Annotated in this window: 15 protein-coding genes and 1 pseudogene; 11 read left to right on the plus strand and 5 right to left on the minus strand. The window is 73.8% G+C overall.

Annotation, left to right across the window (positions count from 1 at the left end; all coding sequences use genetic code 11):
• Positions 1–156 precede the first annotated feature (156 nt).
• From ABZT12_RS16850 to ABZT12_RS16880, 7 genes are all read left to right on the plus strand, one after another.
• On the plus strand, positions 157–840 hold the full coding sequence (locus ABZT12_RS16850) for a histidine phosphatase family protein (RefSeq protein WP_356384050.1): 684 nt from the start codon (positions 157–159) through the stop codon (positions 838–840).
• A 41-nt stretch (positions 841–881) separates the two neighbouring features.
• The gene (locus ABZT12_RS16855) at positions 882–2,501 is read left to right on the plus strand and encodes an ATP-binding cassette domain-containing protein (RefSeq protein WP_356384053.1); all 1,620 of its coding nucleotides are present in this window, start codon (positions 882–884) and stop codon (positions 2,499–2,501) included.
• Between the two features lie 85 nt (positions 2,502–2,586).
• A complete protein-coding gene (locus tag ABZT12_RS16860; protein ID WP_356384056.1) occupies positions 2,587–2,808 on the plus strand; it encodes a DUF6158 family protein in 222 nt (73 codons plus the stop codon).
• A 124-nt stretch (positions 2,809–2,932) separates the two neighbouring features.
• On the plus strand, positions 2,933–3,736 hold the full coding sequence (locus ABZT12_RS16865) for a SigB/SigF/SigG family RNA polymerase sigma factor (RefSeq protein WP_356384153.1): 804 nt from the start codon (positions 2,933–2,935) through the stop codon (positions 3,734–3,736).
• 751 nt (positions 3,737–4,487) lie between these two features.
• Positions 4,488–5,057 (plus strand): hypothetical protein, encoded by a 570-nt coding sequence (locus ABZT12_RS16870; protein WP_356384059.1) that lies wholly within the window; start codon positions 4,488–4,490, stop codon positions 5,055–5,057.
• Positions 5,054–5,458 carry a hypothetical protein gene (locus tag ABZT12_RS16875; RefSeq protein ID WP_356384062.1) on the plus strand — a complete coding sequence of 135 codons (405 nt, stop codon included), beginning with the start codon at positions 5,054–5,056 and terminating at the stop codon, positions 5,456–5,458. The genes ABZT12_RS16870 and ABZT12_RS16875 overlap by 4 nt, the downstream gene beginning before the upstream one ends.
• 279 nt (positions 5,459–5,737) lie before the next feature.
• The gene (locus ABZT12_RS16880) at positions 5,738–6,985 is read left to right on the plus strand and encodes an aminotransferase class I/II-fold pyridoxal phosphate-dependent enzyme (protein WP_356384065.1); all 1,248 of its coding nucleotides are present in this window, start codon (positions 5,738–5,740) and stop codon (positions 6,983–6,985) included.
• A gap of 216 nt (positions 6,986–7,201) precedes the next feature.
• Here ABZT12_RS16880 and ABZT12_RS16885 read toward each other — a convergent pair whose 3' ends face one another.
• Positions 7,202–7,846, minus strand: coding sequence for a VTT domain-containing protein (locus ABZT12_RS16885; protein ID WP_356384067.1), 645 nt, complete (start codon positions 7,844–7,846; stop codon positions 7,202–7,204).
• Positions 7,843–8,616 (minus strand): MBL fold metallo-hydrolase, encoded by a 774-nt coding sequence (locus tag ABZT12_RS16890; RefSeq protein ID WP_356384070.1) that lies wholly within the window; start codon positions 8,614–8,616, stop codon positions 7,843–7,845. The genes ABZT12_RS16885 and ABZT12_RS16890 overlap by 4 nt, the downstream gene beginning before the upstream one ends.
• An 83-nt stretch (positions 8,617–8,699) precedes the next feature.
• Between ABZT12_RS16890 and ABZT12_RS16895 the strand changes: the two genes are divergently transcribed.
• From ABZT12_RS16895 to ABZT12_RS16910, 4 genes and pseudogenes are all read left to right on the plus strand, one after another.
• Entirely contained in the window at positions 8,700–9,137 is a 438-nt protein-coding gene (locus ABZT12_RS16895) for a hypothetical protein (protein ID WP_356384073.1), read from the plus strand.
• An 85-nt stretch (positions 9,138–9,222) separates the two neighbouring features.
• Positions 9,223–11,298, plus strand: a complete 2,076-nt coding sequence (locus ABZT12_RS16900) for a phage holin family protein (protein ID WP_356384076.1) — start codon at positions 9,223–9,225, stop codon at positions 11,296–11,298.
• 215 nt (positions 11,299–11,513) lie between these two features.
• Positions 11,514–12,013, plus strand: a pseudogene (locus ABZT12_RS16905) (hypothetical protein); the annotation flags it as partial.
• Between the two features lie 64 nt (positions 12,014–12,077).
• Positions 12,078–12,503, plus strand: coding sequence for an OsmC family protein (locus tag ABZT12_RS16910; RefSeq protein WP_356384079.1), 426 nt, complete (start codon positions 12,078–12,080; stop codon positions 12,501–12,503).
• Positions 12,504–12,739: 236 nt separating this feature from the next.
• On the opposite strand, the gene narJ is transcribed toward ABZT12_RS16910, so the two are convergent.
• From narJ to ABZT12_RS16925, 3 genes are all read right to left on the minus strand, one after another.
• A complete protein-coding gene (gene narJ / locus ABZT12_RS16915; RefSeq protein WP_356384082.1) occupies positions 12,740–13,234 on the minus strand; it encodes a nitrate reductase molybdenum cofactor assembly chaperone in 495 nt (164 codons plus the stop codon).
• A 116-nt stretch (positions 13,235–13,350) separates the two neighbouring features.
• A complete protein-coding gene (locus ABZT12_RS16920; protein WP_356384085.1) occupies positions 13,351–14,166 on the minus strand; it encodes an SAM-dependent methyltransferase in 816 nt (271 codons plus the stop codon).
• Positions 14,167–14,273: 107 nt separating this feature from the next.
• Entirely contained in the window at positions 14,274–15,134 is an 861-nt protein-coding gene (locus ABZT12_RS16925; protein ID WP_356384088.1) for a helix-turn-helix transcriptional regulator, read from the minus strand.
• Positions 15,135–15,204 lie beyond the last annotated feature (70 nt).

The following is a 15,204-nucleotide window of genomic DNA, read 5'->3' on the forward strand; positions in this document are numbered from 1 at the left end:
TGCCGAATAATGAGACCGCCGTTTTACGATACGGACTGACGACCCGTCAGCCACTGGTCGCCATGAGGGGCGGGAGGGCCGCCGGGTACGCTGGAACGGCCGTCCCCGGTCCCGCTTCGGCGTCGACGGACCGCGCGTCACCAAAGGAACCCCCGCATGCGCCTGCTCCTCGTCCGCCACGGCCAGACCACCGCCAACGTGGACTTCCTCCTCGACACCGCCCTCCCCGGAGCGCCGCTGACCGAGCTCGGCCGGCGCCAGGCCGCCGCCCTGCCCGAAGCCCTCGCCGACGAGCACATCGAGGCGCTCTACGCCTCCACCCTCGTCCGCACCCAGCAGACCGCCGCCCCGCTGGCCGCCGCCCGCGGCCTCGACGTGCTCGTCCGCGACGGCCTCCGGGAGCTGTCCGCCGGCGACCTGGAGAACCTGCCCGGCGACTCCGACGCCGGCGCCGCCTACATGCGGACCGTGTTCGCCTGGGCGGCCGGTGACACACGGCTGCGCATGCCGGGCGGCGAGAACGGCACCGAGGCACTGGCCCGCTACGACGCGGTGATCGCCGAAGCCGCGGCCTCCGGCTCCGGCACCGTCGCCATGATCAGCCACGGCGCGGCGATCCGCATGTGGACCGCCGCCCGCGCCGACAACGTCAACGTGCCCTTCGCCGCCGCCCGCCCCCTCGACAACACCGGCGTGGTGATCCTGGAAGGCACCCCCGCCGACGGCTGGCAGGCCCTGTCCTGGGCGGGCGCCGTCGTGGAGCCTGCGGGCGCGGCCGGCGACGCCGGGCCCGCAGGACGCCCGCTCGGCCCGGACCGACGGCCCGACCGGGCGCGATAAGAGTTTGCCCGGCCGCGAGGCCGCCCCACAGAATGCGGGTCATGGGACATCTGGAAGCCGCACATCTCGAGTACTACCTCCCCGACGGGAGGGCGCTGCTCGGCGATGTGTCGTTCCGGGTGGGCGAAGGGGCCGTCGTGGCCCTCGTCGGACCCAACGGCGCCGGCAAGACGACCCTCCTGCGGCTGATCTCCGGCGAGCTGAAACCCCACGCCGGCTCCGTCACCGTCAGCGGCGGCCTCGGCGTCATGCGCCAGTTCGTGGGCTCCGTACGCGACGAGACGACCGTACGCGACCTCCTGGTGTCGGTCTCCCCGCCCCGCATCCGCGAGGCCGCCCGCGAGGTCGACCGGGCCGAGCACGGCATCCTGACCGTCGACGACGAGGCCGCCCAACTCCAGTACGCCCAGGCCCTCTCCGACTGGGCCGAGGCCCGCGGCTACGAGTCCGAGACCCTGTGGGACATGTGCACCACGGCCGCGCTCGGCATGCCCTACGACACCGCCCAGTGGCGCCAGGTGAGCACCCTCTCCGGCGGTGAGCAGAAACGGCTCGTCCTGGAGGCGCTGCTGCGCGGCACCGACGAGGTCCTGCTGCTCGACGAGCCGGACAACTACCTCGACGTGCCCGGCAAGCGCTGGCTGGAGGAGCGGCTGAAGGAGACCCGCAAGACCGTCCTGTTCGTCTCCCACGACCGTGAACTCCTCGCCCGCGCCGCCGAGAAGATCGTCTCCGTCGAACCCGGACCGGCCGGCGCCGACGCCTGGGTGCACGGCGCCGGCTTCGCCACCTACCACCAGGCACGCCGCGAACGCTTCGCCCGCTTCGAGGAGTTGCGCCGACGCTGGGACGAGAAACACGCCCAGCTGAAAAAACTTGTCCTGAGCCTCCGTCAGGCCGCCTCCATCAGCCACGAGTTGGCCTCCCGCTACGCCGCCGCCCAGACCCGGCTGCGCAAGTTCGAGGAGGCGGGACCGCCGCCCGAGCCGCCGCGCGAGCAGGACATCACGATGCGCCTCAAGGGCGGCCGCACCGGCGTAAGAGCCGTCACCTGCAAGGGACTTGAACTCACCGGCCTGATGAAACCCTTCGACCTGGAGGTCTTCTACGGCGAACGGGTCGCCGTCCTCGGCTCCAACGGCTCCGGCAAGTCGCACTTCCTGCGGCTCCTCGCCGGCGGCGACGTCGCCCACACCGGCGAGTGGAAGCTCGGCGCACGCGTCGTGCCCGGCCACTTCGCCCAGACCCACGCCCACCCCGAACTGCGCGGCCGGCCCCTCCTCGACATCCTGTGGACCGAACACGCCCAGGACCGGGGCGCCTCCATGTCCCGGCTGCGCCGCTACGAGCTGACCGCGCAGGCCGAGCAGAGCTTCGACCGGCTCTCCGGCGGCCAGCAGGCCCGCTTCCAGATCCTCCTCCTCGAACTCCAGGGCGTCACCGCCCTGCTCCTCGACGAACCCACCGACAACCTCGACCTGGAGTCCGCCGAAGCCCTCCAGGAAGGCCTGGAGGCGTTCGACGGCACGGTCCTGTCGGTCACCCACGACCGCTGGTTCGCCCGCTCCTTCGACCGCTACCTGGTCTTCGGCAGCGACGGCCGGGTCCGGGAGACCACCGAGCCCGTATGGGACGAGCGCCGCGTGGAGCGCGCGAGGTAGCCCGCCACGGAGAGCCCGATGGGCGGAATGTTCGTACAGTGGAGGCGGAAGAACCGGAAAACGCACGCGACCTGCGGGGTGCCACATGACCGGAGTCGACCCTGCGACCTTCGACGACCAGCAGCTCATGAAGGAACTGGCGACGATCCACCGCACGCGCCACGACACCCTCCTCTACGGCTCCAACGACGCCCTGCGCGCCCACAACGACCGCATGGCCCAGCTGGAGGGCGAGTACCTGCGCCGCAACCCGCGCCGCCCGGTGGCGGCCGCCCGCACCCGGCAGGGAGCGCGGGAGCGGACCTGACCGCGCACCGACCACCCGAGTGGACCGGGCATCGCCCCGGCACCGGACCGCGACCGCGCATCTCTCGACGCTGACCTCCAACTCGTAGCGAAATTCGGGGAGTTGGGACGCACGCACCATGGCCATGCCCACAGGTACCCGGCGCACCAGCACGCGACGGCGCCCACCACACGACGCACCCGACACCGCGGACGCCTTCCGCACCCTTGCCGGTCTCCCACCCGGCCCGGAACGCGACGCCGTCCGCGCACGGATCATCGAGGCGTGGCTGCCCATGGCAGACCGGCTCGCCGCCCGCTTCCGCAGCCGGGGCGAGAGCTACGAGGACCTGCGCCAGGTGGCCGCCCTCGGCCTGGTCAAGGCCGTCGACGGGTACGACCCCGCCCGCGGGTACGCCTTCGAGAGCTACGCCGTCCCCACGATCACCGGCGAGGTCAAACGGCACTTCCGGGACCACATGTGGACGCTGCACGTACCACGCCGGGTGCAGAACCTGCGCAACCTGGTGCGGTCAGCCTCCCGGGACCTCACCCAGACCGGCCACGGGCACCGCCCCACCCTGGCCGAGATCGCCGCGTACACCGGTCTCAGCGAGGACGACGTCCGGGCCGGCACCGAGGCGCTGGAAAGCTTCCGGGCCCTGTCCCTGGACGCGGAGCTGCCCGGACACGAGGGCGGCCACTCGCTCGGCGACGTCCTCGGCAGGCCCGACCCGGCCCTGGACGCCGTCGTGGACCGCGAGTCCGTGAAACCCGGGCTCGCCGCCCTGCCGGAGCGCGAGCGGACCATCCTCCGGCTGCGGTTCTTCGAAGACATGACCCAGGCCGGGATCGCCGAGGAGTTCGGCATCTCCCAGATGCACGTGTCCCGGCTGCTGCGCCGCTGCTGCGACCGGCTCCGGGAAGAGGCGCTGCGCGACGTGGCGTGACCCCGTGGAGCCGGGATCACCCGCTCGGCCCTGGACGGTCACGCCAATGGGTCCGGCGGCGCGCGCGGGGTGGCGGAGCGGGCTGTGATGGCGGTGGGGCGCGGAACCCGCGCTCCCACCACCCCCGCTCCGTCGTCGTTACAAGGAGTTGCCCTCATGCGCCGCACCCTTCGTGCCCTGTCCGTCGTCGCGGTCGCCGGCGCCACCCTCGGGAGCGGTGCCCCGGCAGCGTTCGCGGACCCCGCCGCCGACGTCAGCCCGGGCACGGCCCGGCCCGGCGAGACCGTGACGGTCACCGTCACCTGCGCCCCGACCGGCGGCCCCGCACCCGACACCATCGACGCCACCTCCCGGGGCTTCGACGAGGGCACCGTCCGACTGAGGCGGGTGCCCGGCGGCGACACCAGGGGAACAGGCACCCTCTACCGGGGCACGGCGCGGGTCATCGGGGACGAGCGGCACGACCACGGGCGAACGGACGGCGGAAGGCCGGAGGAAGGGAGGCCGGACGGTGGGAGGCCGGACGGCGAAAGGCCGGAGGGAGGAAGGCCGGACGGAGGCAGGGCGGACGGCGGAGGATTCGAAGACGGTTGGAAGCCGGACGGGGGTCGGGGCGACGGGGAAAGGGCGGACGGGGCGGGGGGCGGCGCCGGGGAGAGGCCGGGGGAGCGGGGTGACGGCGGAAGGTCGGACGGGGTTCGGGGTGAAAGCGGGAGGCCGGACGGGGAACGGGGCGATGGCGGAAGGTCAGATGGAGATCGGGGTGACGGCAGAGGGCTGGATGGGGTTCGGGGCGAAAGCGGGAGGCCGGATGGGGAACGGGGTGACGGCAGAGGGTCGGATGGTGAGCGGGGTGACGGCGGAAGGTCGGACGGGGAGCGGGGTGACGGCAGAGGGCTGGATGGGGTTCGGGGCGAAAGCGGGAGGCCGGATGGGGAACGAGGTGACGCCGGGAGGCTGGATGGGGAGCGGGGCGATGGCGGAAGGTCGGACGGGGAGCGGGGCGACGGCAGAGGGCCCGACGGGGTTCGGGGTGAAAGCGGGAGGCTGGATGGGGAACGAGGTGACGGCAGAGGGTCGGATGGTGAGCGGGGCGACGGCGGAAGGTCGGACGGGGAGCGGGGTGACGGCAGAGGGCCCGACGGGGTTCGGGGTGAAAGCGGAAGGCCGGATGGGGAACGAGGTGACGGCGGAAGGCTGGATGGGGAGCGGGGGGATGGCGGAAGGTCGGATGGGGAGCGGGGCGACGGCAGAGGGCCGGATGGTGAGCGGGGCGAAAGCGGGAGGCCGGACGGGGAACGCGGCGACGGCGGGAGGGTGAGCGATGACGGGTTCGGTGGCTGGAAGCCCGGCGGCGGCCCCGACGGGTTCGGCCGGGATTCCGCCTGGACCGTCGACGGCAGGTGCCCCGCGCCACCCGGCGGCCGGGGCAGGCCCTGGAGCGCGACCTTCACCGTCGTCCGGGGCGACGGACACGGGCAGCCCTGTCAGGAGCGCCGCGACGACGCCCGTGACGACTCCCGTGCCCGAGATGACGCCCGTGCCCGTGACGAAGCCTGTGGCGACGCCGCAGGCGCCCGGCACGGGGTACGCGCCGGAGAGGGAGGCGCCTTCAACCCGTCCGTCCCGCTGCTGGCGACCGGGGGTGTGCTGGTCGCGGGCGCGGTCGGCGGCGCGGTGTACCGCCTGCGGCGCGACGCCTGGGGCGTGTTCCGGAAGTAGCGTCGTCCGCGCGGAGGGCGGGGCCGGCTCCCGAACCCGTACGACACTCCTCGCACCGTCACTGTCACCGTCACCGTCAGCCGGTGGGCGGCGCACCCGCACACGGGACCGGGCGGCAGGCCCACCGTCCACCGGACAGGACAGCAGAGGCACCACGCGCCCCGGGGCACACCCCACGCACACCACGCGTCCCGGGGCACACGCCATGCACACCAGGGCACACCCCACGCACACCACGCGTCCCGGGGACACACCCCACGCGCATCACGCGGAGGCACCATGCGCCGGACGGACCCGGAGGGCCACGGCCCGGTCCGTTACGGCCCTCCGCTGCCCGACGACCGGCTCCCCGTCCTGCCCGAACTGGCCGCCGTGCTCGCCGCCGCCGCCCCCCGGGGCGAGGGCCAGCCCGTCGGCGGCGCCCCCGACCTCCTCGACGCAGCGTGCGGCTACTGGCGGCGGCGCGCCCTGCCCGCCGCCCCCGCCCGCGTCGCCGCCGCCCCCGGCGCGCCCTCGCTGCTGGTCGCGCTGACCGCCGCCCTCGGCGGGGACGTGCTGGTGCCCCGGCCCTGCGCCGCCTGGTGGGCGCCTTACGCCCGCCTGCTGGGCAGACCCGTCTTCCACATGGCCACCCCGGCCGAGTGCGGAGGCGTCCCCGACCCCTACGTCCTGCTGGAGACCGTGCGCCGGGTGCGGGCCGAGGGCGGTGACCCCCGGCTGCTCGTGGTCTCCGTAGCCGACGACCCGACCGCCACCGTGCCACCGCCCGAGGTCATGCACGAGACCGTGGAGGCCGCCGCGGGGGAGGGCCTGCACCTGGTGTGCGACGAGACCTGGCGCGACACCGTGCACGCACCCCGCGAGACCATGCTGCTCAGCCCCGCCGAGATGCTGCCCGACCGGGTCACCGTCGTCACCGACCTGGCCGGCGCGCTGCTCCCGGTCGGCTGGCCGGCCGCCGTCGCCCGCTTCCCCGCCGACGCCGCGGGCGGCCGGCTGCGCGCGCGGGTCCTCGACGTACTGACCGCACTCGACGCCCGTATCGCCGGCCCGGTCGCCGCCGCCGCCGGATACGCGCTCGGCGAACCCGAGGCCGTGACCGCACGCCGGGACACCGCCGTACGCCTGCACGCGCGTGTGGCCGCCGCCGCGCACGGCGTCGTCGTCGGTGCGGGCGCCCTCGCCCGGCCCCCGCTGGCCGGCCGTCATCTCTACGTCGACCTGGGGCCGTTGCGCCCCGCGCTCACCGCGCTGGGTGTCGGTGACGCCCAGGATCTGGAGGAGTTCCTCACCGCCCGGCTCGGTATGCCGGCGCCGGGCGGCCACCGCTTCGGCGACGACCTCGGCGCGCTGCGCGTCCGGCTCTCCACCGGGGCCCTGCTCGGCCCGACGGACCGCGAACGCGCGGAGTGCCTCACCTCCCCCACACCGCTTCAACTACCGCAAGTGCAAAGGGCGTTGGCCTCTTTGAGGTCGGTCTTCGACGCGCTCCGCGACGAGGCCGAGCGGTGCGAGCCTCCTCGATGACGCCGCGGCCCGCCCGCCCTGAACCCCCGCCGCCGGGCCACCCTCCCGAGCCAGCCACCACCGAAGCCGACCCCACCCCCACCCCCACCCCGGCTCAGCCCGGCCGACGAAGCCGCCCCGCCCCAACCCGGTTCACCTCAGCCCGGCTCACGAAGCCACCCCCGCCCCGCGTCCCCGACGAGCAACGAGCAACGAGCAACGAGCCGGACCGCCGCCCTACCCCTCCACCCGCACAGCCCCCCGCACCCGCCGCCACAGAGCGGGCGCCGCACCGAGCACCACGGTCAGCGCGACCGCCGCCACCACGCCCTCCCACGGTTCCGGGAAGAGCGACCCGCCGAGCACGCCGATCAACTGGTACGTCACCGCCCACGCCAGACAGGCCGGCAGATTCCCCCGCGCGAACCGCCGCACCGGCCACTCCGCCATCAGACACGCCAGCATCACCGGGATGCGGCCCGCCGGCACCAGTCGGGACAGCACCAGCACCGTCACCCCGTGACCGGCCAGCTTCTCCTGCGCCTGCGTCAGCCGGTCCTCCGGGGCCCGCGCGCGTATCGCGGCCAGCCACCGCGACCCGTTCCTCGACCTCATCCCGCGCCGCCCCAGCCAGTACAGCGCCATGTCCCCGAGGAACGCGGCCAGCGACGACGTCACCAGGACCAGCGCCAGCCCGTACGGTTCCGGCCGGTGGAAGGCGACCACCGCCGCCGAACTCACCAACGCCCCCGTCGGCACCACCGGCACCAGCGCCCCCAGCAGCACCAGCAGGAACAGCGTGGGATAGCCGATCGCCTGCCCCGCCGACTCCGGCGCCGATGTCGCCGTATGGGCGGAGAGCGCGGTGGCCAGCCAGCTCACCGTCCGGCCTCCGGGCGCACGCTCTCCCCGTGTCCGAGCCGGTGCACCGCCACCTTCGGCGCCAGCACCGCCGCCCGGCGCACGAACTCGTCACCCGGGGCGTGGAATTCGTGCGGGCGCACCGCGTCCATCCCGATCGGCCAGTACGTGCCGTAGTGCACCGGCACCGCGCTGCGCGGATCCAGCCGGGCCAGCGCCTCGGCCGCCCGCCCCGCGTCCAGATGCCCCTCCCCGAGGTACGGTCCCCAGCCGCCCACCGGCAGCAGCGCCACGTCGACCGGCCCCACCTCGGCCGCCATCTCCTCGAACAGCCCGGTGTCCCCGGCGAAGTACGTGCGCGCCTCGCCCTCGATCACGAAACCCAGCGCGGGAGAGCGGTGCGGCCCGACCGGCAGCCGGCGCCCGTCGTGCCGGGCCGGCACCGCCCGTACCCGCAGACCGTCCACCACCGTCTCGTCGCCCGGCGCCACCTCCTCGATCCGCAACTGCCGCAGCCGGCGCAGCGCGGGCACCGCGCGCCGCGCACCCCGGGGCACGAGCAGGCGCGTGCCTGGCGCGAGCGCGGCCAGCGACGGCGGATGGAGATGGTCCGCGTGCAGATGCGAGACGAGCGCCAGGTCCGCGCGGCGCGCCACCGCGGGCGGTACGGCGCCCCGGCGGCGCCTGAGATGCGCGAGCCGGCGCGCGAACAGGGGATCCGTGAGCACGCGTACGCCGGAGTCCTCGACCGTGCAGGTGGCGTGACCCCACCAGGTGATCTCCACCGGCACCTTCTTTGCCTCCTTCGCGCGACTCCCCGAAGCCTACGGGCAGGAGTAGGGTCGGCGGCGAAACCCGGAGGTGAGGGGGGCCCATGGGACAGGTACGCGGACCCTCCGTCATGCCCGCGCGGCTCCCCGTACGGGTCACCGCCATCGCCAGCCTCACCCCGCTGGAAGAACTCGACGACGACCCCTTCCTCGTCGACTCCCGCAGCCAGCACGCCATGTGCGCGCGCTGGGCCGCCGAACACGGCTACGTCATCGCCCGCGAACTCCTCGTCCGCGGAGTGCGCGCCGACCACTGCGCCCTGTGGGAGGGCGTCCGCCCCGGCCTCGACCTCTTCGTCGCCCCCAGCCGCCGCGTCCTGGAGAGCGCCCTCTCCTCCGTCGAGGAGTTCGCCGCCGAGTGCGCCCGCCGCGGGGTACGGATCGAGACCGTGGGCCACGCGGAACCCTCCTACGACGCCCAGATGAAGGCCAGCGTCCACCGCAGACTCTCCATGCCGACGGCCGGCTACGACGGCCGCTGACCTCCCCGGGTACCCCGGAGGCGCCCGAACCCGGTATGGCAAGGTGGGCCACGGTCCGCCAGGTCGACGGGCCGGGACGTGAGGTGTGCGGGGCGTGGGTGGAAGGCGTTGGCGCCGGGTCGCCGGTCAGATCGGGCGGAGCGTCGCCGTCTGGGCCGTCTCCACCGCTACCATGCTGGTCCTCGCCGGCCTGCTCCCTGACTTCCAGCTCCAGTCCGCCGACGGTGACAGCGCCACCCGTATCGCCGTCACCGCCGCGCTCGGCGCCGGCGCCTTCGGCCTGCTGTCGGCCCTCGTCTGGCCGCTCCTCGTCCGGCTCCTGCTGCTGGTGCCCGCGCTCGTCCTCGGCCTCCTCGTCTTCGTCCTCAACGGCTCCCTGCTGCTGATAGCGCTCCGCCTCAACCCCTCCGGCCGCGGCGAAGTGGCCCCGGAGACAGCCGTCGCGGTCGCCGCCGTGATGTCCGCCGTCGCCTCCGCCACCGGCGGCGCCCTCGCCGTCCGCGACGACGACGCCTACCGCCGCCGCCTGCACCGCCTCGCCGCCCGCCGCCGCGGCACCCGGCCCCCCGGACCCACCACCCCCGGCACCGTCCTCCTCCAGCTCGACGGCGTCGGCCACGACGTCCTCGTCGACGCCGTAGCCAACGGACTGATGCCCACCCTCGCCCGCTGGCTCGCCGGCGACCGCCCCACCCACCTGCTCACCCCCTGGCGCACCGACTGGTCCAGCCAGACCGGCGCCAGCCAGCTCGGCATCCTGCACGGCTCCAACCACGACGTCCCCGCCTTCCGCTGGTACGAGAAGGACACCGGCGAGGTGATGGTCTGCAACCGCCCCACCAGCGCCGCCGAACTCCAGCGCCGCGCCGTCCGGCACACCGGCGACGGCGGACTGCTCACCATGGACGGCGCCAGCCGCGGCAACCTCTTCGGCGGCGGCGCCGACGAACAGGCCCTCGTCCTGTCCATCGCCACCCGCCGCCGCAACCGCGAAACCCGCTCCCGCGCCGGCTACTTCGCCTACTTCTCCGACCCCGCCAACGCCGTCCGCACCGCCATGTCCTTCGTCGCCGAGGTCGGCCGCGAACTCTCCCAGTCCACCCACGCCCGCCTCACCCGACAGCGCCCCCGCGTCAAACGCGGCGGCCTCTACCCCCTGGTCCGCGCCTTCGCCACCGTCGTGGAACGCGACGTCGTCGTCGCCGCCGTCATGGGCGACCTCCTCGCCGGCCGCACCGCCGTCTACGCCGACCTCGTCGCCTACGACGAGGTCGCCCACCACTCCGGACCGCGCGGCCGCGACGCCGCGAAAGTCCTCCAGCGCCTGGACCGCTCACTCGCCCTGATCGAGAACGTCGCCGAACACGCCCCCCGCCCCTACCGCATCGTGGTCCTCTCCGACCACGGACAGAGCCCCGGCGAAACCTTCCACGGCCGCTACGGCCTCACCCTCGCCGACCTGGTACGGGCCGGCTGCGGACTGCCCGTACCCCGCCGGGCCCGCCGCACCCACAGCGGCACCGAGGCCCGCGCCGCCGTCCGCGCCGCACTGCGCCGGCCCGTCGAGGAGGGCGCCGAACAGCACCGCCCGGCCCGCCACTCCGAACCGATCGTGCTCGCCTCCGGCAACCTCGGCCTCGTCTCCTTCCCCGACGTACCGCACCGTATGAGCAAGGAGGAGATCGACGCCCGCCACCCCGCCCTCCTGACCACCCTCGCCAACCACCCCGGCGTCGGCTTCGTCCTCGTCCGCAGCGAGGAACACGGCGGACTCGTCCTCGGCGCCCACGGCGCCTCCCTCTCCGTCGACCAACTCACCGACGAACAGGGCCCGTTGGCGGACTTCGGAGCCGGCGCCGCGGACGCCGTCCGCCGCACCCACTCCTTCCCGCACACCGCCGACATCATGGTCAACTCCTGGTACGACCCCACCGAGGGCGAAGTCCTCGCCTTCGAGGAGCAGATCGGCTCGCACGGCGGCCTCGGCGGCTGCCAGACCCGCCCCTTCCTGCTCTTCCCGGCCGCCCTCTCCGCACCCGTCGGCGCCGGCCAGGAACTCGCCGGCGCCGAACACCTCCACCGCGTCCTGCGCCGCTGGCTGCGCGAGTCCCACGGCCCCCAAATCCCCCTCCCCACAAGCCGCCAGGAGCACGCCGCCTGAAATTCGGCTGCGCCCGGTGAGCCCCAGGCACACACTGAGGGCGGCGCGGGCGCCCGCGCCCCGCCCAACCGCCCCCAGGAACCGCCGTCTTGCAGGCCGCCGTCACCGTCACCCCCGCCCGCCTGCCCGAGCTGCTGCTCGGGCTCGCGACCGTCCGGCCGGTCTTCGTCCGAGGTGCCCCCCGGCATCGGAAAGTCCTCCCCGGTAAGGGAATCGTCCCCCGCCCCGAACCCCTGCGCTCCTACGCCCGCCCCTCGCGCCGCCAGTCGTCCACCCCCGACATCCCCCGCGCGGGACGCGGCTTCCCGCCCGAGGAGACAGCCCGCTGCACCTTCGGCGTCGTCCTCGACACCTCCGGCCCATGGACCGCACCCTCCTCGCCAAGGCCCTGGGCGCCATCGCCTCCTACGCCGAGGCCCGAGACGTACCCGCCGCCCGCGTCGTGTTCTGCGACGCCGCCCCGCACGACGCCGGCCACCTCCCCATCACCGACATCGCCGGCCGGGTCCGGGTGCACGGCCGCGGCGGTACGGTCCTCCAGCCCGGCATCGACCTGCCGCACCGCGCCGACGACTTCCCGCCCGCCGCACCCGTCCTCGTCTTCACCGACGGCTGGTGCGACACCCTGCGGATACGGCGCGAACACGCCTGTCTGATCCCCCAGGGGGCCCGCCTGCCGTTCACCCCCCGCGGGCCGGTCTTCCGGGTGAGCTGAGCCGGAATGTGATCGGATGGCACCCGGGAATCCCGTCCCGCGGACCGCATCGAAAGGACACCTCGTGGCCACCACGCGCACCGCACACACCGTCTGGGAAGGCAACCTGCTCGAAGGCGGAGGCACCGTCACCTTCGACTCCTCCGGCATCGGCGAGCAGCCGGTGACCTGGGCGTCGCGGGCCCAGGACGCCAACGGCAAGACCAGCCCCGAGGAGCTGATCGCCGCCGCCCACTCCAGCTGCTTCTCCATGGCGCTGTCGCACGCCCTCGCCGGCGCGGGCACCCCGCCCACCAGGCTGACCACCAACGCCGACGTCACCTTCCAGCCCGGCGAGGGCATCACCGGCATCCACCTCACCGTCGAGGGCACCGTCCCCGGCCTGGACGCCGACGGCTTCACCGCCGCCGCCGAGGACGCCAAGAAGAACTGCCCGGTCAGCCAGGCCCTCGCCGGCACCACGATCACCCTGGCCGCGAAACTCGCCTGACCCGCACGGCACCACCCGCCGACCGGACGTCCCATCGACCACGACCCCCCGGAAGCCCTGAGCCGGAGAGCGCCACCGCCCCGGCGGAAGGGGACGGCGATGGGACGTGCGGTCGGCATCGGCCCCGATCCCGAGATCCCGGGACCACCAGCGAGTGCGACAAGCACCCCGGCAACCCGAAATCGGCACCCGAGCACCCAGAGCACCCCGAGCACCCCGCTCACCCCGAACGACGGTCAGGGGCGCACACCGGGCCGCGCGGCCGGCAGCGCCGCACACACAGCGGTCAGCACACACGCGTACGGGGTGCCGACGGCCGTCAGCCGGGCCCGGAGCCGGTCCAGACCGTCGCGGTACTCCGTCAGCAGCCCGACCTCACCGGTGCGCGCCGCGAACTCCAGCACCGCGGGCAGGAAATCGGGCAGCTCCTCACCGGCGAACTCCAGCCCGTGCGCCCGGTACAACTCCCTCAGCCCGGCCGGCGACATCCCACGCGGCCCGCTCTCCCCGTCGTGCCACCAGCTCAGATACAGACTGTGCCGGTGCTTCAGCCCGAAGACCCGCGTGTAGTGCGCGGCCAGCACCCGCGCCGGAGTCACCGCCGCATGATCGGTGAACTCCCGCAACTGCGGGGCGGCTTCACGCAGCAACGGCAGCCGGGCACGGAACTCCTCGTCGGGATAGGTGAGACAGAGCGCGGCCGCCTGGTACAGCACAGCGTCCGAGGGCATCGGATCTCCTTCACCTCATGCGCGTGGTCCGCGGTCACCCGCGTGCCCTTGCCCGCCCGAGGCTTCGAACGTAGGGCGGGGCGGGAAAGCGCACCCGCCCACCGCACCCGTACGGGTCAGGGCTTGACGGCGACCGCCCCGTACACGGGCACGATCCCCTCCGCCTGCGCCACCACGTCCACCGGCTCCGGCCGCCAGCCACAGACCGGGATGACACCGGGACCGAGCAGCTCCAGACCCTCGAAGAACCGCGAGAACTCGGCCAGCGTGCGCGGATGGAACGGGGTGCCGCCGCGCCGGAAGTGCTCGGCCGCCTTCGCGACGGCCTCCGGGTTGAGATCCGGCGTGACCTGGGAGAGCACCACATGGCTGCCCGGCACCAGCGCCCCCACGTACCGCTCGATCAGGCCGTACACGTCGTCGCCATCGGGATCGTCACCCAGGTAGTGGGTGAGCGCGACCAGCGACAGCGCGATCGGCCGCCCGAAGTCCAGGGTCTCCGCCGCGAGCGCCAGGATCGTGTCCGGGTCACGGACATCGGCGTGCACGTACTCGGTCCTGCCCTCGACCGAGCCGTGCAGCAGCGCCTCCGCGTGCCGAAGGACGATCGGGTCGTTGTCCGCGTACACCACCCGCGCCTGCGGGACCACCGACTGCGCCACCTGGTGCAGGTTCGGCTCGGTCGGAATGCCCGTGCCGATGTCCAGGAACTGACCGATCCCGGCCTCGGCCGCGGTCCGCACCGCCCGCTGCATGAACCGGCGGTTGGCCCGCGCCCCGCGCACCGCGGTGGCGTCCACCGCGAGGATCCTGCGCGCCAGTTCCTCGTCCACCGGATAGTTGTCCTTGCCGCCCAGCCACCAGTCGTACACCCGGGCCGGATGCGGCCTGCTGGTGTCGACACGGGCGGCCTCGGCGTCTAATCCGGTCATACGGTGTCGTCTCCTCGGAGTGCGGATCGGATGTGCCGTGCTCACGTGCTCAGGTGCGTACGTGAGTTCGTGTTCGTCGAGGTGCGGTCTTCCCGTCGGCCCCGTGCTCAGAAGGTGGCGCGGTACTCCCGCAGCACCTTCTTCGTACGCTCGGCCGACGCGGCGTGCGCCGTCATGTGGTCGAGGACCTCCAGATGAGTGGAGACCTCGGAACGGGAGTCCAGATACAGGGCCCCGGTCAGATACTCGGTGAACACCAGGTCCGGCAGCTCCGGTTCGGCGAAACGGAAGAGCGAGAACGGCGCGTACGTCCCCGGGTGCGGCCCGTTCTGGAACTCGGAGATCTGCAACGTGATCCGGTCCCGCTCAGCGAACTCCAGCAGCCTGTCGACCTGTTCACGCATCACCCGGCCGCAGCCCACCGGCCGCGCCAGCACCGTCTCGTCCAGAATCACCCACAGATGCGGCGAGTTGGCCCGCTCCAGCAACTCCTGCCTGGCCAGCCGCAGCGACACATGCCGGTCGATCGCGTCCGGCCCCGTCTGCCCGATCGTGCCCGCCTCCAGCACGGCACGGGCGTACGCCGCCGTCTGCAACAGCCCCGGCACGAAGTGCGGTTCGTAGGCACGGATCAGCCGCGCCGCGCCCTCCAGGCTCACATAGAGACTGAACCAGTCCGGCAGCACATCGTGGAACCGCTGCCACCACCCCGGCTCGTTCGCCTCCTCGGTGAGCGCGACGAACGCCGCCGTCTCCTCCTCACCGACGCCGTACGTCTCCAACAGCACCTGCACGTACGGGATCTTCAGCGCGACCTCGGCCATCTCCATCCGCCGTACGGTCGTCGGAGCGACCCGCAGCACACGGGCGGCCTCCTCGCGCTTCACCCCCGCCGCCTCGCGCAGCTCCTGGAGCCGTCTGCCGAGTACCACCTGACCCACCGTGGGCGCGGGCCGTCGCTCACTCACGCCACGCCTCCCCACGCGCCGAAGTCTGGGGGAAGTGTGCCATGTTCCGTCGGCGGACTCACCGCATCAC

It is taken from the genome of Streptomyces sp. NPDC005423 (assembly GCF_040606415.1).
Taxonomy (GTDB): Bacteria; Actinomycetota; Actinomycetes; order Streptomycetales; family Streptomycetaceae; genus Streptomyces.

Coding starts and splice junctions, on each gene's coding strand:
- ABZT12_RS16850 (WP_356384050.1), top strand. CDS start 157: ATGCGCCTGCTCCTCGTCCGCCACGGCCAGACCACCGCCAACGTGGAC.
- ABZT12_RS16855 (WP_356384053.1), top strand. CDS start 882: ATGGGACATCTGGAAGCCGCACATCTCGAGTACTACCTCCCCGACGGG.
- ABZT12_RS16860 (WP_356384056.1), top strand. CDS start 2,587: ATGACCGGAGTCGACCCTGCGACCTTCGACGACCAGCAGCTCATGAAG.
- ABZT12_RS16865 (WP_356384153.1), top strand. CDS start 2,933: ATGCCCACAGGTACCCGGCGCACCAGCACGCGACGGCGCCCACCACAC.
- ABZT12_RS16870 (WP_356384059.1), top strand. CDS start 4,488: ATGGAGATCGGGGTGACGGCAGAGGGCTGGATGGGGTTCGGGGCGAAA.
- ABZT12_RS16880 (WP_356384065.1), top strand. CDS start 5,738: ATGCGCCGGACGGACCCGGAGGGCCACGGCCCGGTCCGTTACGGCCCT.
- ABZT12_RS16895 (WP_356384073.1), top strand. CDS start 8,700: ATGGGACAGGTACGCGGACCCTCCGTCATGCCCGCGCGGCTCCCCGTA.
- narJ (WP_356384082.1), bottom strand. CDS start 13,234: ATGCCCTCGGACGCTGTGCTGTACCAGGCGGCCGCGCTCTGTCTCACC.
- ABZT12_RS16920 (WP_356384085.1), bottom strand. CDS start 14,166: ATGACCGGATTAGACGCCGAGGCCGCCCGTGTCGACACCAGCAGGCCG.